22 protein-coding genes and 1 tRNA gene are annotated in these 20,869 nt (G+C 38.9%); 5 read left to right on the forward strand and 18 right to left on the reverse strand.

Annotated features, from left to right (window positions below; translation table 11 throughout):
• Positions 1 to 112 precede the first annotated feature (112 nt).
• Positions 113 to 781: an MIP/aquaporin family protein gene (locus WKI42_RS04830; RefSeq protein WP_368081320.1), complete on the reverse strand. Its 669-nt coding sequence runs from the start codon at positions 779 to 781 to the stop codon at positions 113 to 115.
• Positions 782 to 1,036: 255 nt separating this feature from the next.
• On the opposite strand from WKI42_RS04830, the gene WKI42_RS04835 reads away from it, so the two are divergent.
• Complete coding sequence (locus tag WKI42_RS04835) at positions 1,037 to 1,801, forward strand: (S)-acetoin forming diacetyl reductase (RefSeq protein WP_050241896.1); 765 nt, start codon at positions 1,037 to 1,039, stop codon at positions 1,799 to 1,801.
• Between the two features lie 107 nt (positions 1,802 to 1,908).
• Here WKI42_RS04835 and WKI42_RS04840 read toward each other — a convergent pair whose 3' ends face one another.
• Positions 1,909 to 2,700 carry a DUF2785 domain-containing protein gene (locus tag WKI42_RS04840; protein WP_368081326.1) on the reverse strand — a complete coding sequence of 264 codons (792 nt, stop codon included), beginning with the start codon at positions 2,698 to 2,700 and terminating at the stop codon, positions 1,909 to 1,911.
• 11 nt (positions 2,701 to 2,711) lie between these two features.
• Positions 2,712 to 3,044, reverse strand: a complete 333-nt coding sequence (locus WKI42_RS04845) for a winged helix-turn-helix transcriptional regulator (RefSeq protein ID WP_000182730.1) — start codon at positions 3,042 to 3,044, stop codon at positions 2,712 to 2,714.
• A 150-nt stretch (positions 3,045 to 3,194) separates the two neighbouring features.
• Between WKI42_RS04845 and WKI42_RS04850 the strand changes: the two genes are divergently transcribed.
• Complete coding sequence (locus tag WKI42_RS04850; RefSeq protein WP_368081321.1) at positions 3,195 to 3,584, forward strand: nuclear transport factor 2 family protein; 390 nt, start codon at positions 3,195 to 3,197, stop codon at positions 3,582 to 3,584.
• A 168-nt stretch (positions 3,585 to 3,752) separates the two neighbouring features.
• Here the strand turns inward: WKI42_RS04850 and pepF are convergent, their stop codons facing one another.
• The 7 genes from pepF to WKI42_RS04885 form a co-directional block, all read right to left on the reverse strand.
• Positions 3,753 to 5,549, reverse strand: a complete 1,797-nt coding sequence (gene pepF, locus WKI42_RS04855; RefSeq protein ID WP_368081322.1) for an oligoendopeptidase F — start codon at positions 5,547 to 5,549, stop codon at positions 3,753 to 3,755.
• Between the two features lie 10 nt (positions 5,550 to 5,559).
• A complete protein-coding gene (locus WKI42_RS04860) occupies positions 5,560 to 6,303 on the reverse strand; it encodes a 16S rRNA (uracil(1498)-N(3))-methyltransferase (RefSeq protein ID WP_368081323.1) in 744 nt (247 codons plus the stop codon).
• A 1-nt stretch (position 6,304) separates the two neighbouring features.
• Positions 6,305 to 7,255, reverse strand: a complete 951-nt coding sequence (prmA, locus tag WKI42_RS04865) for a 50S ribosomal protein L11 methyltransferase (protein WP_315972281.1) — start codon at positions 7,253 to 7,255, stop codon at positions 6,305 to 6,307.
• 137 nt (positions 7,256 to 7,392) lie between these two features.
• Entirely contained in the window at positions 7,393 to 7,866 is a 474-nt protein-coding gene (locus tag WKI42_RS04870; RefSeq protein WP_173213089.1) for a GNAT family N-acetyltransferase, read from the reverse strand.
• Complete coding sequence (locus tag WKI42_RS04875; RefSeq protein ID WP_173213090.1) at positions 7,859 to 8,290, reverse strand: NUDIX hydrolase; 432 nt, start codon at positions 8,288 to 8,290, stop codon at positions 7,859 to 7,861. The genes WKI42_RS04870 and WKI42_RS04875 overlap by 8 nt, the downstream gene beginning before the upstream one ends.
• 1 nt (position 8,291) lies before the next feature.
• A complete protein-coding gene (locus WKI42_RS04880) occupies positions 8,292 to 9,359 on the reverse strand; it encodes a M50 family metallopeptidase (RefSeq protein ID WP_173213091.1) in 1,068 nt (355 codons plus the stop codon).
• 18 nt (positions 9,360 to 9,377) lie between these two features.
• Positions 9,378 to 9,848 (reverse strand): DUF3013 family protein, encoded by a 471-nt coding sequence (locus tag WKI42_RS04885; RefSeq protein WP_000257122.1) that lies wholly within the window; start codon positions 9,846 to 9,848, stop codon positions 9,378 to 9,380.
• Positions 9,849 to 9,967: 119 nt separating this feature from the next.
• Here WKI42_RS04885 and WKI42_RS04890 point away from each other — a divergent pair, with 119 nt between their 5' ends.
• Positions 9,968 to 11,239 carry a replication-associated recombination protein A gene (locus WKI42_RS04890; RefSeq protein WP_173213092.1) on the forward strand — a complete coding sequence of 424 codons (1,272 nt, stop codon included), beginning with the start codon at positions 9,968 to 9,970 and terminating at the stop codon, positions 11,237 to 11,239.
• Positions 11,240 to 11,503: 264 nt separating this feature from the next.
• A tRNA-Lys gene (locus WKI42_RS04895) sits at positions 11,504 to 11,576 on the forward strand.
• A 207-nt stretch (positions 11,577 to 11,783) separates the two neighbouring features.
• On the opposite strand, the gene WKI42_RS04900 is transcribed toward WKI42_RS04895, so the two are convergent.
• The 6 genes from WKI42_RS04900 to WKI42_RS04925 all read right to left on the reverse strand — a co-directional run bounded on the left by WKI42_RS04900 (position 11,784) and on the right by WKI42_RS04925 (position 18,029).
• Entirely contained in the window at positions 11,784 to 13,103 is a 1,320-nt protein-coding gene (locus WKI42_RS04900) for a glycoside hydrolase family 32 protein (RefSeq protein WP_173213093.1), read from the reverse strand.
• Positions 13,104 to 13,112: 9 nt separating this feature from the next.
• Positions 13,113 to 13,958 (reverse strand): carbohydrate ABC transporter permease, encoded by an 846-nt coding sequence (locus WKI42_RS04905; protein WP_000819520.1) that lies wholly within the window; start codon positions 13,956 to 13,958, stop codon positions 13,113 to 13,115.
• Between the two features lies 1 nt (position 13,959).
• Entirely contained in the window at positions 13,960 to 14,862 is a 903-nt protein-coding gene (locus tag WKI42_RS04910; RefSeq protein WP_173306942.1) for a carbohydrate ABC transporter permease, read from the reverse strand.
• 97 nt (positions 14,863 to 14,959) lie between these two features.
• Positions 14,960 to 16,270: an ABC transporter substrate-binding protein gene (locus tag WKI42_RS04915; protein WP_060628702.1), complete on the reverse strand. Its 1,311-nt coding sequence runs from the start codon at positions 16,268 to 16,270 to the stop codon at positions 14,960 to 14,962.
• 126 nt (positions 16,271 to 16,396) lie between these two features.
• A complete protein-coding gene (locus WKI42_RS04920; protein ID WP_368081324.1) occupies positions 16,397 to 17,392 on the reverse strand; it encodes a LacI family DNA-binding transcriptional regulator in 996 nt (331 codons plus the stop codon).
• A gap of 181 nt (positions 17,393 to 17,573) precedes the next feature.
• Complete coding sequence (locus WKI42_RS04925; RefSeq protein WP_173270106.1) at positions 17,574 to 18,029, reverse strand: GNAT family N-acetyltransferase; 456 nt, start codon at positions 18,027 to 18,029, stop codon at positions 17,574 to 17,576.
• A gap of 69 nt (positions 18,030 to 18,098) precedes the next feature.
• Between WKI42_RS04925 and WKI42_RS04930 the strand changes: the two genes are divergently transcribed.
• Positions 18,099 to 18,758, forward strand: a complete 660-nt coding sequence (locus WKI42_RS04930) for a prepilin peptidase (protein WP_173270108.1) — start codon at positions 18,099 to 18,101, stop codon at positions 18,756 to 18,758.
• Between the two features lie 51 nt (positions 18,759 to 18,809).
• Here the strand turns inward: WKI42_RS04930 and WKI42_RS04935 are convergent, their stop codons facing one another.
• Both WKI42_RS04935 and WKI42_RS04940 read right to left on the reverse strand, forming a co-directional pair.
• On the reverse strand, positions 18,810 to 19,961 hold the full coding sequence (locus WKI42_RS04935) for a spr1629 family repressor/antitoxin (protein ID WP_000481755.1): 1,152 nt from the start codon (positions 19,959 to 19,961) through the stop codon (positions 18,810 to 18,812).
• A gap of 14 nt (positions 19,962 to 19,975) precedes the next feature.
• Positions 19,976 to 20,707 carry a spr1630 family ClpXP-sensitive toxin gene (locus WKI42_RS04940; protein ID WP_368081325.1) on the reverse strand — a complete coding sequence of 244 codons (732 nt, stop codon included), beginning with the start codon at positions 20,705 to 20,707 and terminating at the stop codon, positions 19,976 to 19,978.
• Positions 20,708 to 20,869 lie beyond the last annotated feature (162 nt).

Genomic DNA, 20,869 nt, shown 5'->3' on the forward strand with positions numbered 1-20,869 from the left:
ACTGTTTTGAGGTTGCAGATAGAAGCTGACATGGTTTGAAGAGATTTTCGAAGAGTATCATACGAAAAAGCCCTGTTCCTCGAGATGAGGAGCAAGGCTTTTTGAGTGTCAATTATTCTTCTGTTCCAAGGAAGTTTTTAGCAACGAGGGCTGCAAGAACCCCACCAACGATTGGCGCAAGGATGAAAATCCAAACTTGTTGAAGGGCTGCGCCACCTACCAAAACAGCTGGTGCCAAGCTACGAGCTGGGTTTACTGAAAGTCCAGTAATGTTCAATCCAACAAGAATCATAGCCATCAAGGACAAACCGATTACCAAACCAGCAATCGCGCCATTTCCTTTACTTTCTGAAGTCACGGTCATGATAACCAAGACAAACAAGAAGGTTGCGATGACTTCAAACAAGAAACCAGCAAAGACAGTAACCCCGTTTGCCAAGGCATTTTCACCAAGGCTAGCAGTTGACATACCTGAGTTCGCCAAGAGGAAGAAGACAGCGCCAGAAGCGATGAAATCTCCAACAACTTGCCCAAGGATGTAGTTTACAAGTTCTGAAGATGACAAGCGTTTGTTTACAAACATAGCAATTGAAACAGCTGGGTTCAAGTGAGCACCTGAAACAGTTCCGATTGAGTAAGCAGCGACTACGATTGCCAGACCAAAGGCAAAAGCAATTCCAAGGTGTCCAAGGCCATCAAGACCATTTCCAAAAACAACAGCTCCTGTTCCGATGAACACAAGCATGAACGTACCGATTAACTCAGCGACAAATTTTTTCATTTTCTTTCTCCTTTTTTCAAAAACTAGATACTAGTCTATCAAAAGAGGGAAAGGGTTTCAAGAAAATTGTTTGGAAATTTTCAGGGTAAAATTCTATAAAAACGGTAGTGTTTATTTGAAACATTTTTTCTAAAGGTATATACTATCAATATAGTTCTAATAAGTTATTTATTCCCTAATTTGAACTAATTTTTATAACTTTGCTGTTCTTTTATGAACGTTTGAATGGTATCGTGGATACCAAGGAGGAATCATATGTCTAAAGTTGCTATTGTCACAGGTGCAGGTCAAGGAATCGGTTTTGCAATCGCAAAACGATTGGTTCAAGATGGCTTTAAGGTAGGAGTCTTAGACTACAATCCCGAAACAGCTGAAAAGGCTGTTGCTGAATTATCAGCTGAAAATGCCTTCGCTGTCGTGGCCGATGTTTCGAAACAAGCCGAAGTTGCCCAAGCATTTCAAAAAGTTGTTGACCATTTTGGTGATTTGAATGTTGTCGTAAATAACGCTGGTGTTGCTCCAACCACTCCTCTTGATACAATTACTGAGGAACAATTTACACGCACTTTCGGTATCAACGTTGGTGGTGTCATTTGGGGTTCACAAGCTGCACAAGCGCAATTTAAAGCACTTGGCCACGGAGGTAAAATTATCAACGCAACCTCTCAAGCTGGTGTAGTCGGTAATCCAAATCTAACTGTTTATGGTGGAACCAAATTTGCTGTTCGCGGAATTACGCAAACATTAGCACGTGATTTAGCAGACTCAGGCATCACTGTTAACGCCTACGCACCAGGTATTGTGAAAACACCAATGATGTACGACATCGCTCATGAAGTTGGTAAAAATGCAGGAAAAGATGACGAATGGGGTATGCAGACATTTGCAAAAGATATTACCCTAAAACGTCTATCTGAACCAAAAGATGTCGCTGCTGCTGTCAGCTTCCTTGCAGGACCAGATTCAAACTACATTACAGGACAAACCATTATCGTTGATGGTGGTATGCAATTCCATTAAGATACAGGAAAAGAGGTTGGAAAATGATTCAACCTCTTTTATTAGTTTTCATTATTAGTTAGGAAGATACAATAGAAACCCTTTCAATAAATAATATTAGCTTATCCCTAGTATTGAAAAGACTGGATAGCTTCTTTCAAGTCATCTTGTAAACTATTTCTCTGGTCAAGTTGGACATAGACTTCCAACAGACAGGATCTGAAGTTGGAAAATTTATAAAAATCCTCCCTTTCTTCTATAGGAAAGTCAACAGCTTTTATCCAAGAAGCTACTTGCTCTTGCGCTAATTTCCCTTGTAAAATCGGTTCATAAAGTACTCTGGCTAAACGCCAATCCTCATCATCTGTAAAACGAATGGGAATTCTTTTAAATAATTGACCAAGTATCTCAAATACTTCATGAACTCGGGCTTTAGGAAAGTCTGGATGAAAAACCACCTCTGTCAGTAAATCGGCTCCATGCGCAAAAGCATGCACCCAACCATACTGACTTGAAAAACCAGTCGTGTCCTTTTCTTTTGAAAGATAGTACAAACCTTGATTTAAAAGGACATTACGAATTCCTGCATTTAATTCCTGATAAAAAATCGATTGCTGGTTGGCATCAGCAGACAAGAGATTTGCATAAATAAGCGCCCTAAAAGAACGTTCAAGGGTTGACAGGCCTATCTTATCAATCTCTTTATCTAGTCCTCCATCAGATAAAATTTCCTCAGCAATGAAATGAAATTGTTCCTGTGTAAATAGCTCTTCCTGAATCCCCCTAGCAAAGCTTGTAAAAACAAGCTCATCACGAATTTCTGGAGAAGGATCTCCCAAACGATCAAGTAGCCACTGGATTTCTTCCGGATGATAACTTGGTTTTTCTTCTGTTATTTTTCTTAGTAACTCTTGATACATGGTCAGTACCTCTACATTTCTAGCAACTTGATATAATCTAGACCCCATTTCTCTACAGCATCTAAGACAACTCTGAATTCCTGCCCCATTTCGGTTAAGCTGTACTCAACTCGTGGTGGAACTTCGGCATAGACCTTTCGTTGAACAATCTTATCCTTTTCTAATTGACGGAGATGACGGGTCAAAATAGTTTGAGTAATCCCAGGCAATAATCTCTGCAATTCTTTAAATCGTTTGGTACCCGTACTCAACTGATAAATGATTACCAGTGCCCATTTCCCCGTTAAAACCCTCTGCGTTGTCGCAAATGGACAAATACCATACTCACTCACTTTATTTGTCATAAAATATCTTCTTTCTATTTTTTTAAAAAAATTTATCTTTTAATATCAATAATAGTACTACTTTTGATACTAGCTATCAAAAAAGTGTCTACTTGTTTTTTTGTTTGTAACTGTTACAATTATATCATAAAAAAGAAATGGAGAATAGATATGTCAACAAACTTAGAAATTTTCAACGCTTATAACCAAGCTTTAATTGCTGGTGACTTTCCTGGTGTCTTTGAAACGATGGCAGATGATATTATCTGGCATCAACCTGGTACTCATAGTGTATCTGGTACAGTTGTTGGTAAGGACAAGCTAGGACCTCACTTGGCTACATTTGCTGAGAAAACTAATGGAACTTTTAAGGTGGTAACAAATTGGGTTTCTGACAATGAGGATTTAATCGCAGCCAATGTTACTTTTCTTGGAACACGTGCTGATGGTACTGAACTCAATATGAACGGGATTGACCTCTTCCGCATTGAAGACGGAAAAATCAAAGAAGGTTGGCTCTTCTCTTCAGATCAAGCTGAAGAAGATAGCTTTTGGGGATAATTTAAGAGGCCAGGACAAAAAATTTTGATTTTAGGAATTCTTTATTATAAATTTTTAAAATCGATAGATTAGAAAAAAAGCGAACAAGACAGAATTCTGAGTGTCAGATAACTCGTTTTGTTCGCTTTTTATATTTAAGGTTAGACTTTTGTCCCAGACTCTTTTAATTTACTCTCCCAACTGGGTACTGTAGGCGATGATCTGATCAACTGTGTCAGACAAGAATTGAATTGTATCACGAAGTGGTTTGTCTGTTGAAATATCAGCACCGATAATCATAGCTGACTCAAGCGGTGTCTTGCTACCACCTGATTTGAGGAGATTGAGCCAATCTTCAGCTCCAGTTTCTGAATGTTTCAGATGAAGGTAACCCGCAGTCGAGATAACTAGTCCTGCTGAGTAAGTGTAACTATACAAGCCCATGTAGTAGTGAGCTTGGCGCATCCAAGTCAAAGCTGCATCATCGTCAATTTCAATGGCATCTCCCCAGAAATCGGTCAAAACTTCCTTCATAATGCTGTTGAGTTTGCTTGCTCCGAAAGTTTTTCCTTCTTCAATCAATGTATACACCTTACGCTGGAAGGCTGCTTCCAAGAGGTGGGTAATAAAGTTATGGAAGTAGGTGTCTGTCAAGCGGTGAGCCAGAGCGAAGCGTTTTTGACGCGGGTCATCAGATTGGTGCTCCAAGTAGTCACTGAGGAGCAATTCATTGAAAGTTGACGGTGCTTCAACATAGTAGGTCGACATATGGGCATTGAAGTAACTTTGATGATTGTCTGAAAAGATGAATTGACCAGAATGCCCGATTTCATGAATCAAGGTATAGACATCGCTCAAACGGCCTGTCCAGCTCATGAGGACATATGGATGAACGCGATATGGGTCCGCTGCATAGCCACCAGAATCCTTGCCACTATTGGCAGCAAAGTCCACCCAGCGCTCTTCTTGATAGCGAGCAACTTCCTGACAATATTCTTGCCCCAAAGGTTCTACCGACTTCATGACCAAATCATAGGCATCGTCAATAGTCACTTGAGGATTAAGGGCGCTATCCAAGTCCAATTTCCAGTCTGCAAAGGTCATCTTTTCAAGACCATTGACCTTAGCAACATGCTTGAGGTATCTCTGAGCAACGGGCGCAAAGTCCTTCATGATAAGGTCAATCTGGCGGTCAAACATAGCACGGTCTACTTCTTGCTCAGCCAGAAGATAATCAAAGACTGAGTCGTAACCCTTCATATCTGCCAGTAGTTTTTCAGACTTGACTTGGGCTAGATAGGCAGCCGCAGCCGTATTTTGGTGCTTACGAAGTCCTTCTGAGAAGGAACGGAAAGATTTCTCACGAACCTCAGCATCCTCGTGATTTTGGTAGAAATTCTCATAGGTGACAAAACTGTTTTTGTAGGTCTTGCCATAAGCTTCAAAGTCAGCCATTTCAAAATCCCCAGCTCGCATCTTAGTGTAAATATCCTGCGGACTGTAGAAAATTTCACCGAGATTGGTCAAGGCCTTCTCCACATCAGCCCCTAGATAGTGGGCTTTTTTGATTTTTGCCTGACGAATGGCAGCTGTTAAATGTGGCAATTTACCCAAACGGTCTAAGACTTCCTCATCAGCTTCCACCAAGGCATCGTCAAAGAAGGTAAGAGCTACACTGGCATCTGTTTCGAATTCCATCCCAGCTTGGGCGATATTAGCAAATTCGTCATTGCTAAAGTCTGTCGTCTGCGGCATAAAGCCATAGTTGCCAATATGGCTCATCTGAATGTAGATTTGTTCCAATTCCGCAAAGGCCTTTTCAAAATCCTCAAAAGTATGAAGATTGCCCTTGTAGTTACGACTAAATTGGTTGATGTCTTCACGAGCCTTCTCGATTGCACGTAAGAAATCCTCACGATCTTGGTATAGGGCTGTTAAATCCCAAAGTTCCTTCTCTGGAAATTCTGAACGGTGTTTTTGTTCCATTTTCTTCCTCTTATTTCTCTAATTCTAATAAAACACTAAGGGCTGATAAGGAGTAAAGCGGTGCTGTTTCTGCTCGCAAAATGCGAGGGCCAAGCCCTGCCAATACTGCTCCCTTAGCTTCGAAACTCTCAATTTCTGCAGGTGACAGGCCACCTTCTGGACCAAAGATAAAGAGCAATTTGGCTCCTTTTTCAAGACCAGAGACCGCTTGTAAGAGCGCAGCGGCTTCTCCTTCTTTAGCTGACTCTTCATATGCCACTACGATTCGGTTAAATTGGTCAAGTTGAGCTAGAAAGTCTGATTTTTTCTCGAAAAGCTTGATACTTGGAACGATATTACGCTTGCTTTGCTCTGCTGCTCCAAGGGCAATTTTTTCTAGTTTTTCAACTTTTTTGCCCAATTTCTTGCCATCCCACTTAGCAACGGACCAATCAGCAGGGAAGGCCCAAATCTGGCTGGCACCCAGTTCCGTCACTTTTTGAGCGATAAACTCCAGCTTGTCCCCCTTGGGAAATCCAGATGCAATGGTCACTTGGACTGGCAGTTCCACATTGTCAGCCAATTCTTGGACCAATTCAAACTGACGAGCTTCCACATCCAGCACGCGCGCCAAACGTTTAATGCCATCATCAAAGACCAAAGTAACCTCATCATCTTCTTTCAAGCGCATAACCTGAAACATATGCTTGCTGGTTTCCTTGTCCTCGATGGTGACAGGAGAGATAGCACTGCCTTTGACAAAATACTGCTGCATGCTAGCCTCCAATCACACCGGAGATATCCTTGGTTTTCTTAAAGACACAGGCATTCCATTCCCCTTGAACCATGTGGGTTTCAAGGAAAAATCCAGCTGACTCTGCTGACTCGCGCACCATATCCCACTTGTCCTTGATAATCCCACTCATGATCAGGTAGCCTTCATCCTTAACCAAACGATAAGCATCATCCGTCAGATGAACGAGGATATCCGCCAAGATATTAGCCACAATCACATCTGCCTCAATCTCAACTCCCTTAAGCAAGTCTCCTGCTGCTACATGGATGTTTTCCATACCAGGGTTTAGCTCAATATTTTCCTGAGCGACTCGAACTGCCACATCATCTAGGTCATATGCAAAGATTTCCTTGGCACCAAGCAGCGAGCTGGCAATAGAGAGAACCCCTGAACCAGTCCCCACATCCAGCACTGTTTCCCCACCACGAAGAACCTGTTCCAAGGCAAAAAGGCTCATCTTGGTCGTCGGATGGGTCCCTGTTCCAAAGGCCATACCAGGATCCAGCTTGATAATCTTTTCTCCAGCAGTAGCCTCATAGTCTGTCCAAGACGGCACGATAGTCAAGTCATGAGTAATTCGAGCTGGTTCATAGTACTTCTTCCAGTTGTCTGCCCAGTCTTCCTCAGCCAATGCAGTCGTCCCCATCTTGACCTCACCCAAATCCATAAAATCTGTCAATTCTGCTAGGCGAGCCTGCAAGTCCGACTCAACCACTGCTACATCCACCGTGTCAGGGTAGTAGGCTGTCACAACGATTTCTTCTTGCTGCTCTACCTCTGGGAAAATCTCACCAAAACGATCCACATTTCCCACATAGTCCATGCTGTCTTCGATTGCTACCCCTTGGGCACCTAGTTCAATCAAGAGATTGGAAACCAATTCCTCCCCCTCACGCTTCACTGTAACTTTTAACTCTTGCCATGTTTCCATCATTAAGATACCAAGCCCGTAAAACACAAATCCAAAATAGGAAATTCTCTGAAGACGCTTGTGTCTAAGAGAAGTTTATCTTTTTGGCACAGTGTTTAGGGCGGGTTCAGTTTAGAAATGTAACCGAACCATCCTTTCTATTTGTCAATCAATTTTTTCATGTAAACCATATCCATACCTTCTTTTTCAGGCTCGATATGAGTTTGATGGTAGCCGTTCTTCTCATAGAAAGCAACCATACCTTCATCCTGTAATACCGTACACAAATTCCACTGTCTAACGGTTGGAAATTCCTCTCCTAGCAAGCGCAATCCCTCAGAGCCATAACCTTTTCCTTGATACTGGGGCAAAATCGCTGCCGTTCCCAACCAAGCCTCCGTCAACTCTTCATTGGTCTGAACTCGTAAAAATCCGATTTTTTCGTCCTTTTCTTTCACAAAGTAGTAATAGCTATTGGGACGCTCGACTAGTTTCCACTTAATTCGTTCACTGTCCTCCAGATAAGGATCGTATTCATCTTGGTATTTATCATAAACAGCCTTAAAACTAGCTCTTTGAATTGCAATTACGGTTTCTAAATCCTCTGCCCCTGCTCGTTCAAGTCTAATCATACTCTTCCTCCAAATAATCCCTCAATCTCTCCTGCAACTGAGGGACAACTTGACTGGATGTCAAAAATTCCTCAATGTTCATCAGTTTATAGGCTTGTCCTTCATCTCCAAAGGTGATATTGTCAAACTGTTCTTGACTTAGCTGACCAACCATAAAGACAGAGTGCCGACCATCATAGAGCATACTTGGGTAAACCTTGCTCCAAAGCAGACAATCCTCAGTCAGATAAACACCAAGTTCTTCATAAACTTCACGCGCCACGCACTCAAAAGGACTTTCATCACCTTCGCGTCCACCGCCTGGAAGTTCCCACATATTGGGCCAGGGAATGCTTGCCTTATCATCGCGTAAGATAGTCAAGAGCCTATCCCCACAAAACAAAGCAATCTTACAGCCTGTGAAATCAAAAATCTCTATTTCCATATTAGACTCCTTCGGTTAATTCCTTTTCCAGCTCGGCTAACCAATTTTGATAATAGCTTTTCTCATCCCGTAACATCCGGCTGCTATTCATTTTCTGTCTAGCAATCTTCATAGCCTTGTGAGTTTGAACTACATCTTTCCTTACCTTAAATTGATACCAAGCTTGAATGATCTGCATATCTGCTGTTTTTAGAGATAAAAAGGATTTAACCCCTCGAATACTTGCATATTCTTCCGCTTTCTTATTATCTCCTTCTATCAGAACAATTTGAAGAAGGTATAATTGAGAAATAGTTTTAGACATTGGATTATCTGTTTTCTCTAGCACAGACTGAAACTCTTGCTTTGCAAGCTCTATATTATCATCCAATATGAATACCAACCCCTGAAGAGTCTGAACACTTTCTGCAAAACTCCCTCTCACCTCCTCATCAACAGACATGACAAAGTCTTTTAAATCATATTCTTGAGGAGCTAGCAAGGTCTGGGCAGAATGCCTCAACATCAGGTAGGCATATTTCGTATTTTCAGGGTGTTGTAGCAATTCCCAAATTTTTGCGCCATCGGTGATGCCGACTGGCAAAATGTTATTTAGGAAGAAAGACAAATTAAGAAAAATCCAAGTCCCTGCAAAATACCAGCTTCTTGTCAAAAATACAAACAATATCGCCAATAATATCAAGCTGAGATGAACCATCAAGCCTCCTGAAAGCATCAAGATGATTCTTTGATCGCTTTCATCCTCTTTTAAACCAATGTATTGAGCACCAACATTTTTCAGAATGGCTGTTCTACTAAGATGAAACCTGCCTGACTTTTTGGTCAAAATAAAATGTCCTAATCCAAAAGCCACCAGCCGATAGCCTGTCAAGTAACCACAAAAAGCATGTCCCAGCTCATGAAGAATAAAGATTAAATATATACTTAGAAGAGCGAAGGCATAACCAAAAGTAAAGACTAAAACTGCGGAATACCCCAACTCTGCAAATGCGATTGTTCCACAAGCAAAAGCCAGCATAATACAGACAATAGCTAGCACATAAACCAAATAAATCCCAATTTTCTTCATAAAATCTCCATCCAACTCCTAGTATCTCGGATAAGGATAAAACTCTCCCTCTTCCAAGCCGACTTTTCCTTCTTCAAAGACTTCTTGGTTCCATTCCATGACAAATTCTTCTGCCTCTGGGTCTTCCAAAAAGTCCATAAGGGCATCTAGTCCAACCTCTGCAGTGTCTTTGAGGAATAGAGCAAAATAAGCTAGAAATTCGCGAGAAAAGCCTTTTTTAGGCAAGTAAGGGATGACCGTCAAATAGTCTTCCTCATTGACGGTTGATTTGGCAGGATTGTAGAAAAGAACTGCTTCTTCAAAGAGAATGTCATCTGACGAAACCTCTCCGTCTTCATCTACCATCTCCACACCTGCAGCATTTTGCGCTTCCAATAGAAAACTCACTTCAACTGCGTGGTTGCGTTTGTCCCAACTAATCTCAAAGTCAAAGGGAAAGTTCTTCTCCAACTCTTCCTCTAAAACATCTAAAAATCCATATGTTGCCATTTTGTCCTCTTTCTATCTATGCGACTCTTAAATCGCCCCGATTGCTCGGAAATATGCTAAAATAGATACTACCATCTTACCACATATACATCAGAAAATCCACGTTAGAAAGGACTGCTATGCCAGACAATCTCGCGCTTCGCATGCGCCCTAAAACCATCGACCAGGTAATCGGTCAGGAGCATCTGGTCGGACCTGGAAAAATCATCCGCCGCATGGTGGAAGCCAACCGCCTGTCCTCCATGATTCTATATGGCCCTCCGGGAATCGGCAAAACCAGTATTGCCTCTGCCATCGCTGGAACGACCAAGTATGCCTTTCGAACTTTCAATGCGACAGTTGATAGTAAAAAGCGACTGCAAGAAATTGCGGAAGAGGCGAAATTCTCTGGTGGTCTCGTCCTATTACTAGACGAGATTCATAGACTAGATAAAACCAAGCAAGACTTCCTCTTGCCTCTCTTGGAAAGTGGACTGGTCATCATGATTGGGGCTACGACTGAAAATCCTTTCTTTTCTGTCACTCCAGCCATTCGTAGCCGTGTTCAAATTTTTGAGTTGGAACCTCTGTCTAACCAAGACGTCAAAGAGGCTCTTCAGATAGCTCTAAGTAACCCTGAGCGTGGTTTTGATTTTCCAGTAGAACTAGATGAGGATGCGCTGGATTTCATCGCAACCTCTACAAACGGAGACCTGCGCTCTGCCTTTAACTCACTAGATTTGGCAGTTCTCTCTACCCCTGAAAATGACAAGGGCATTCGCCATATCACCCTAGACATCATGGAAAATAGCCTGCAGCGGAGCTACATCACTATGGATAAGGATGGAGATGGTCACTATGATGTTCTCTCAGCCCTGCAAAAGTCTATCCGTGGCTCAGATGTGGATGCCAGTCTCCACTATGCTGCCCGCTTGATTGAGGCTGGTGATTTGCCCAGTCTCGCTCGTCGCTTGACTGTTATCGCCTATGAAGATATCGGCTTAGCCAATCCTGAAGCCCAGATTCACACCGTGACTGCTCTGGATGCCGCTCAAAAGATTGGTTTCCCAGAAGCCCGCATTCTCATTGCCAATGTCGTCATTGATTTGTCACTTTCTCCAAAATCCAACTCAGCCTATGTAGCTATGGATAAGGCACTTGCTGACCTCAAAACATCAGGTCATTTGCCCATTCCACGACACCTGCGTGATGGGCACTACAGTGGAAGCAAGGAACTGGGGAATGCCCAAGACTATCTCTATCCACACAACTATCCTGGAAATTGGGTCAAGCAAGACTATCTGCCAGAAAAAATTCGTAATCATCACTATTTCCAAGCAGAAGATACTGGTAAATATGAACGGGCTTTGGCTCAAAGAAAGGAAGCTATCGACCATTTGCGAAAAATCTGAAATCCTTTTCAAAAAATTGCACTTTCCTCTTGATTTTTTTTGAAAAAGTGGTATCATATAAACATAGAAACGCTGTGGTGTACGACTTCACACTTAAGTGTTGACCGACTATTTTTTGTATTATTAGGGAAACAAAAGTCTTCTAACAGCATGTAGGCCGTCTCACACGGAAACAGCTTCAGTTAGAGCGAGTTGCCCACCTGCTTAATTGCGCGGGTTCAATACAAACCGTGAAGTTTCGGCACCAATACAGCTTTTTTATTTGCCTCCTTAGCTCAGCTGGCAGAGCAGCGGACTCTTAATCCGTGGGTCACAGGTTCGATCCCTGTAGGGGGCATCTAAATACAACAGGAAAAGCCTTGGAACCAAGGTTTTTTTGCTTAAATAAAATTTTTTTCAAATTCTTTAGAAAACTAGCTTAAATCATAATCCAACACCAATTTTACAAATACTATAAACTAAGCTTATATACCCAAAACACAAAAAGTTCTCTTTCCATTTTGCTAGAAAGAGAACTTTTTCTTTAGGAGAAATAACTTAATTTTTAATCGATTCGTGATAGCTTAGCTGGCACTGTTAAGTAATAAGTTGCAGTCAAGCTTGCTTCGCCTTGATTGACAAAAATCTCGATGGAATTTTTATCTAAAATAACATCCAATTCTTTAGCTTCAATATCTACATACCGTCGACTAGTGTCCTGTTCTTCTTCACCTAGAATTTTTTGAACAAGATGGCTACGATCAATGTAAACTTGCTGCGCATTACTGTCATAACCAAATTCAAGATAATCTGTATCATTTCCTAAGTGGTAATGACAATCTTTATCTATTTGGATTTGATATTGGCCTTTTTTAACAGGGAATTGTCTTAGTTTGCCATCTTCCAACCTTAGAATTCTAGGTAAAGTCATGGCACATGCCCACTTGTGTTCTTGGTCATGGGTTGGAAGGGTACGCCCCCATGTCTGCATCCAAGCAATCAGGATACGACGATTTTGATCGTCCAACAATGTTTGAGGCGCATAGAAGTCTTGCCCATGATCAATTTCTTGAACTGATTCTGGGATAAAACGTTTTTCTCCCCAATCTACCTTACCCGTAAACAAAACCGATGAGTTGATGTTATGATATGAGTCTCCCTCACGCTGATAACGCATGGGTGACATAATAAGGCAATCCTTCCCATCTAACTCAAAGTAATCTGGGCATTCCCACATAAAGCCTTGGTGTTCTACCCCTTTTAAAAAGATGGATTCGAACCGCCATTCTACTAGGTTATCGGATCCTAGTAGAACGATACAGCCCACATTATCCTTGTGTTTGGCAGCTACTACGGAGTAATAGCGTCCATCTTTTTCAAAGAGTTTTGGATCACGGAAATCAGCAGCAATCAACTCATCTGGCAAGTCTGCTCCAGTTGCAACTGGATTTTGTTCAATCTTTTCAAAGTGAATCCCATCGTCTGAAAATGCCATATTTTGCACTTGACGAACACCTGTTTCTTCTTCGATATGTCCAGTGTACATGAGCCAGAGGCGATCATCCTTGACAATGGCAGAACCTGAGAAACATCCATTGCGGTCATAATCTTGGTCAGGAGCAAGTGCCACTGGCAAGTGCTCCCAAGTCACCAAGTCCTTACTTTTAGCATGACCCCAGTGCATAGGTCCCCAAACACTATCATAAGGATAGAATTGATAAAAGAGATGGTATTCTCCACGAAAATAGACAAATCCATTTGGATCATTGATCCAACCAATCTCAGCTGAAAAATGTTCTTCAGGCTTATATTGAGTATTTACGAGACGTTTATTTTCTGCTATAAAACGATTGGCTTTTTCTACTGTAAATGTTTTATTTATCATAAGTACATCCTATTTTATTCCAGTTCCGGAACCACCCAGACCTTGAACAATATATTTCTGAGCGACTACATAGACCAAAATCAACGGAATCGTTGAAATAGTTAATACAGCCATTACCTGATTGATATAAACTGGTTGAGTTGTATTAATAGTTGTAATTGCAACCTGCATTGAAAATTTAGAAGAATCTGTCAAAACCATCAATGGCCAAATATAATCATTCCAGCTTGAAATAAATGATAAAACGCCAACTGTAGCAACTGCAGGTTTAGACATTGGAAGCATAATTCTAAAGAAAATTCTAACGATACTTGCTCCGTCCATCTTTGCAGACTCAAGAATCTCTTCTGGAATTGCAATAAAGAAATTCCTAAATAAGTAAATATTAAATACACTCGCCAATCCTGGAATAATAACTGCAAGACGATTATTGACCAAACCTAAGGAATTGATAATGGTAAATTGTGGAATTAACACAGTTTCTACTGGAATAATAAGTAAAGCAAGTAAGAAACCAAATAAAATTTTCTTACCTGAAAAATTGACTTTTGCAAAAGCGAAACCGGCCAGTGCATTGACAATAATAGAACCAATAGCAAACGTTCCAGCATAAAAAATGCTGTTCCCTAGATATGTAAAAATACTAAAGCGCTCAAATACTTCCTGATAAGGTTTAAACCAATCAGCGGGATTTAAACTTGGTAAGAAGGCTTGCCAACTAGTCAAATTTTTATAAACATCCGCTTCTGGCTTCATGGCTGAAACTACCATCCAAACCATAGGAAAAAGGAAGAGTCCTGCCAATAGCGTTAACAGAATATATTCTAAGATTGTTGTTGGTTTAAATCGTTTCATCTTAGTCATCCTCCTTCAGAACGCGACGTTGCACTAAGCTAATCATACCAATTAACGTTGTAAATACTAAAGCGATTGAGCTAGAATATCCTACAAGACGATCAGTAAAACCTTGTTGATAAATATAGTACACCATAGTAATTGTTGAGTTTAATGGCCCACCTTGCGTCATAACCATTGGTTGTACAATTAGCTTAAAAGCAGAAATTAAAGTTGTTAACAATACAAACAGGGCTGTTGGTTTTAGTAGGGGCATCGTGATATAACGAAACTGAGCCCATTTTGAGAATCCATCTAATTCAGCAGCTTCATAGACATCTTGTGGAATATTCTGCATTCCTCCTAAAAATAAAAGCATCTGATAACCTGCACCCTGCCAAGCAGAAACAAAAACAATTGCATACATAGCTTGTTTAGGACTAGTCAAGAAAGGTTGAGAAGCAATACCTACCTTATTTAAAATAGCATTTAATAAGCCACTATTTGGATTTAAAAGATAAAGCCAAAGAATAGAAATAACTACCAAGGACATGACAACTGGAGCAAAAAAAGCCACTTTAAAAAACATATTCCCTTTGCGCTTTTTATTAACAATCAAAGCCATTCCTAAGGCTGCTCCCAATTGAACTGGAATAATCCAAACCACAAATTTCAAAGTATTCAAGAAGCTCTTTAAGAAAATCGGATCCTTTATTAATCGAATAAAATTCTCAAATCCAACAAATTTTCTTTCATCTGGTGTCAACAAATAATAATCTGTAAAAGCGTAATAAATGACCATTCCAACTGGAATTACCAAAAAGATACCTAATAAAATTAAAGCTGGAGCTAAAAAACTATAACCTAGTATGTTATCTTTTATTTTTTCACGTCTTTTTGTATCCACAATAGTTTCTTTACTCATATTCATCTCCTTTAGTCATATATATATCAAACTAATCTACTAACAAGAAAGGGGAAGGTAGTTCCAAACGTTTTCCTTCCTCCTTCCTTTTTACAGATTATTTGAGTGACTGATCAATAGCAGTTTGCATTTCTTTTGTACGAGTATCCAAGACTTTTTGCACATTTGGATTTTCTTCATAATAGCTAATATCTTGCATTGCTTGTTGAAAAGCTCGAGAAACCTGAGGATATGCTACGACAACTGGGCGAGCATGAGCTGTTTTTGAATTTTGTTCCATCAAGAAACGCATTGGTTCGGATACTTTATCTTTGATATTTTCAATTGTAGATTTACGAATTGGAAGGACCGAATTCCCCAAGCTAATAATTTCACTTGATTCTGTATTTGTAGCAAATTTAACAAATTCAGATGCTGCTTCTTTTTTATCAGATTTTGTCGTAACAGCTAATTGCCAACTACCTGAAGGGGATACTAATTTTTTCGTCTTACTAGATACTGGGTAAGGAAGGATACCAAAATCAATATCTTTGTAGTTTGTATTCATGTCAGCAATCGTCCAAGAACCACTCAAAAGCATTGGATACTCTCCTGTTTCAAAACCTTTTTCGACTGGACTAACAGTTGTATAACCTTCTTTTACAAGATTTTGAATGAATTGAACTGCTTCTACACTCTCTTTGGAGTTGAAGTATCCTTCTGCCTTTGTTCCATCTTCGTTTACGACAGAACCATTATTTGACCAAATCAACGGCATATAAGCATATGGCAACATTTCATCGTTTGAATTAATACGAAAATCAATTGCCGGTTTGTTATAATGATCTTTCAATTTTTTAGCAATCGTATTAAATTCGTCCCATGTCCATGGCTTTTCTAGCGTTGGAAGCTCTGATTCCGCAATTCCGGCCTCTTTGAACATTTTTTTGTTGTAATAAACACCAACATTCGATTCAGAAAATCCAAATGCATAGAATTTGCCATCATAAGTTCCTTGTTGTTTAATACTGTCCAAAACATCATCCATATTATTATCTTTTAGATAATCATCTAGCGGAGTAATCACTTTAGATTTTGCATAAGCTGCCGTATTTGGTCCATCAAGGGTAATAACATCTGGAAGACTATTAGTCGTGATAGCAGCATTAACCTTGTCTTCATATCCTCCACCACTACCACTACGAGGAATATACTCAGTTACAACTTTGTACTTACTTTTTCCTGATTGATTAAAGTTGTCAACAACTTTTTGCCAAGCTTTTCCTTCATTGGTTTCGTCAGAGAATTGTACCCAGACTTTAATATCATTTGAAGAACTAGCTTGTTTTGAGTTAGTTCCTCCACTACAACCTGCAAGTATAGCTAACGATAGCCCCGCAACAACAGATAACATTGTACCTTTACGCATTATTTTCCTCCTTTTTGAAACGTTTCATTTTTTATTTATTTTTTAAACAAGCTTCTAGCCTGTTTTTGAAACGTTTCATTTGATGATTATATTATGACAGCGCTTTCATTAATTGTCAAGCGCTTTTTAAATTTTTTTTGTTGTTTTATCTCCCCAAAAATATGTGGGAATTACGATTCGTTTTTCTAGAATCTCTTCCCGCTTAATCATTTTCAGTATCATTGCAACAGATTCTTTTGCCATCATACCAATATCTTGAACTATTGTAGACACTAGATAAGATTGATCGACAGAAGTTTTTAAACCATCAAACCCAATTATCTGGTAATCATCAGGTGCTATTTTCCCCAGTTCTTTCATAACACTAATAACTCTCAGAGCCATCATATCATTTATTGTAAATATACCATCAATTTCTTTATGAGATTGCAAAAAAACTCTTATCTGATCTTCAGGATTTATTAAAGGTTCTTTCATTACAAAATTATAGACATCTACTCCTAATTCCTTAGCTTTTTCTCTGAATCCTTTACTTCTGAGTATAGTCTCATTCTCATACATATTAATTGAACCAATAAAAGCAAGGTGCTTATTATCCCTTCTAACCAGTTCCTCTGCTGCAGTTTGTCCTCCTTTGTAATTTGCTGAAGTAACATAGCATACATTTTCCGAAAAATGTCTATCTATACTTACAAACGGTAAATCAGATAAAATATATTTGTCAATATCAGAATATGTAATACCAATAATTCCATCCACTTTATTTTGTTTCAACATTTCGATATATTCGATTTCATTTTGTGAATCGCTATCAGCGTTACAAATAAATAATTTATAATTATATTTTAATAACTCTTTCTCAACATGATAGGCAAACTCCGAGAAAAACGGATGCCATATGCTCGGAATAATCAAAGCGATAGTTTCTGTTCTATTCTTTTTCATACCTCGAGCATAATTATCAGGGATATAGTCCAATGTTTTTATAGCCCTTTGAACTTTCCTTAAGGTTACTTCTTTAATGCCTTTTTCTTTATTAATCACACGTGAAACTGTTCCAACACTAACTCCTGCTTCTAAAGCAACATCTTTCATGGTAATTGATTTTCTTTGTTCTACCATCTTATCACCTCCTTTCAATATATAGTATCATGCAAACGCTTTTTTAGCAACTATTTCTCAATCATTTTTGTCCAGACCCTTTTTCCCATCATGAATAAAATCACTCCAATTAGCTTTTGAAAATACTTCAATTTTCATATGTAAACATCTACATAAAACAGGAAAAGACTTTTTTTGCTTTCTATCTCCTCTTTTTCATGATGTATTTTCGTTCAGGTGCTTCAATCATTTGAACGATTTCAAATCCTTCTTTTTGATAGAGGTGCTTGGCTGCTTGATTTGCCTCGAAGACATTTAGGGAAATACTATCTATGTCTCCACTGTCAAAGACCAAACTAACAAATTTCCTTAAAGCCTGGCTACCTAAGCCTTGCCCCTGTTTCTGGGGATTGATAAAAAATCTTCCAATATGAAGATTCTTGTCTTCTAGCCTGATTTTCTGGATAAGCCCCACAAACTCTTGTCCTTCAAAGATTGAAAAGATTCCTTCCAAATCTTGCAAAACTTGAATTGTCAAGGGAAAAGGAATCATTGTGCCCATCCATTGTTCTTGAAAGGATTTGCCAAGAGAGTTGGACCATTGACATACGAGCTGAGCGTTTTCTGTACTCACCTTTTCTTCAAAACGAATTATCATCTTTGCCTCACCATCTTATCTATGTTTCTCCATTATACTACTTCTCCCATTTTTTACGAATAGATAAGTATGATTGATTTTTATTTTTTTCTTGTCGGGAGCATTCTCGCTTCCTTTCTTGGTTTGGTTATTGACCGTTTCCCAGAACATTCCATTATCCGACCTGCTAGTCACTGCGATTCCTGTCAGACTCGCTTGCGTCCCTTAGATTTGATTCCGATTCTCTCGCAGGCCTTCAATCGCTTTCACTGTCGTTACTGCAAGACTCCTTATCCAGTCTGGTATGCCCTCTTTGAACTAGGATTAGGACTTATCTTTCTGTTTTGGTCTTTGGGATTACTTTCCTTGGAGCAAGTCATTCTAATCACTGCTGGTTTGACTTTGGGTATCTACGACTTTCGCCATCAGGAATATCCCTTACTGGTCTGGATAACTTTCCACCTAATCCTCATGGCCTGCTCTGGCTGGAATCTGGTCATGGTCTTCTTCCTTGCTCTTGGAATTTTGGCTCATTTTATCGATATCCGCATGGGCGCAGGGGATTTTCTCTTTCTAGCTTCTTGTGCTCTCGTCTTTAGTGTGACTGAATTGCTCATCTTGATTCAGTTTGCTTCAGCGACAGGGATTCTAGCCTTTCTCCTGCAAAAGAAAAAGGAAAGACTTCCTTTCGTGCCTTTCCTCTTACTCGCTGCTTGTGTGATTATTTTTGGTAAGCTACTGCTTGTTTGATAAAGTCCAATTTCTGCCATATGTCCTTCATGAAATTATTTCACAGTTGAATTATAAATTATTTCTTTTGTACAAAGGAATGATGTTATCAAATCGATCTGTTCTTTTATCTTCTTTATACTGATCAAAAAATTTCATTTCGACTGAAAATATTTCGCTTATAAACTGTAAACGAATACTTTGTTTAGACATTATAGTCGCTAGACTGACTAGATGATTACTCAAAACGACGTCCAGAATACTCTTTACTTTGCTTGGTTTTTTAACAAAAATTTGATCATCCAGAGGTTCAATCATTTTGTAACCTTTTTGCGCAATTTGACGATAAAAGTAAGAATGTTGCTTTGGAGTCAATAATCCTAACTTAAAAGCTCGATACTCTAAAGCCTGTATCGAAACATTCAAATCCGACTTCAATAAAATATAACTATCAGGATTGCTGACACGCTTGCCAACCCTCTCTTCAAATTTGACCAAAAACTCTTCTTTTGGCAATAAAAAACATGATGCAAAATAATTTGCTTCTTGCTCCAAACGATCGCCATCTTCATTCATATCTTTATATTTGTGTAAAAGAATATGTCCTAGTTCATGAGCTAAGTCAAAATTTCGACGTACAGATGATTTATTCGTCCCCAACACAATATAAGGTCTTCCCAATTTTGACCATGCGCTATAAGCATCAGCTTGCCCATTAATTAATCGTTCCACGATATAGATGCCTGAACGTTCTAATTTATAAAGCAAATCATGATTATCTTTTGAAATACCTAATTTTTCCCTGGCATAAAGAGCCAATTCCTCAATGGATTCTCCCTTATGATAAGATTCACTCACTACATTACTTAGGTCATGAATTGTAATATTAGGTATAATTACAAAACTTTCAAAATAATCAATCAAACTATCTACCTTATGTAAATACATAGTTTGAATATCTATTGTTTTCCGTGTTGCTAGGTCTGCATTTCTAAAGGCAATTACAGAAGAATCAAATCGAATACTTTCTTCTTCTTGTTCAAAATAAGTTAAATCAACATGAAATTGGTTGGCCAAATGCATTTTGGTTGATAATTTAGGTTTAGTTTCGTTAGACTCAAACTGCCAAATGGCTTGTTCCGTTAAATTAATTCTCTGAGCCAATTCTGCTCTACTTAAACCATTTAACAGCCGTAATTCTTTCAATACCCGACCATTAAACATTTACATACTCCTTACTACTTTTGACCTTCTTGTTTTTCTATTCTTGGAATAATTTCAAAATCTTCTGTTTCCGATAATTCTGAAAAATTAGGAATATCTTGGTATTTAGCTTCTTCGAAATGGTACGAACTTGATTGAATATACTCAGATAAATCTTGAATCAAGTGTAACTGACCAGTTCGTGCATCAGGCATAACAACATCTACAGATATAATATTGTTTGCTGAGTCCGCCTCATAAGTTAAAATCATAAATTTTTCGATATTCGAATTTTTAGTAGCTTGTTCAATTTCTTGAATCATTTCATCAGAAACTAACTCCATCTGAATTGGAAAAGAATGACTATCTTCATCATTTTTATAGGAAGAATGTTGATTAAGATAAAGTGTATTAATCTGAGCATATTCAAATAAGTAGCCACTCTTATTTTTTTGTACCAAAGGAAATTGGTTCGTAAGTCGCTTCTTACCCTTTATAATTAACAATACTTTCCCATATTTTTCTGTATTTGTTTCAAATTCTAAATATCCCCAAGTCTGTCCTGCTAATTGTAATTTATACTCAAACAAATCTGCTGACGCAAATGCAGTATCAATATGATTAGGTCGCGTCCATGCATAACCATTCGACACTATCATTGTCTCTCTTTTTTCTAGACGTTCATCGACATAATCTTTTTGACCTTTCATCAAAGTATCTACAATTTTTTGTGCCTTGAGCGAATCAAAGAGATCCTGATTTAACATAATTCTTCCTCCTCCGAATACTTTTTAATGAATTATATCATTTTCTTAAAGAAATTACTACAATAATTAGCTTTTTCTTAAAGTTTCATATCAGAGTAATTTGGCAAATGATATCTAAAACTAGCCTTTCTCCTGCAAAAGAAAAAGGAAAGACTTCCTTTT

This window comes from Streptococcus pseudopneumoniae, from assembly GCF_038148935.1.
GTDB classification, from domain to species: domain Bacteria; phylum Bacillota; class Bacilli; order Lactobacillales; family Streptococcaceae; genus Streptococcus; species Streptococcus pseudopneumoniae_U.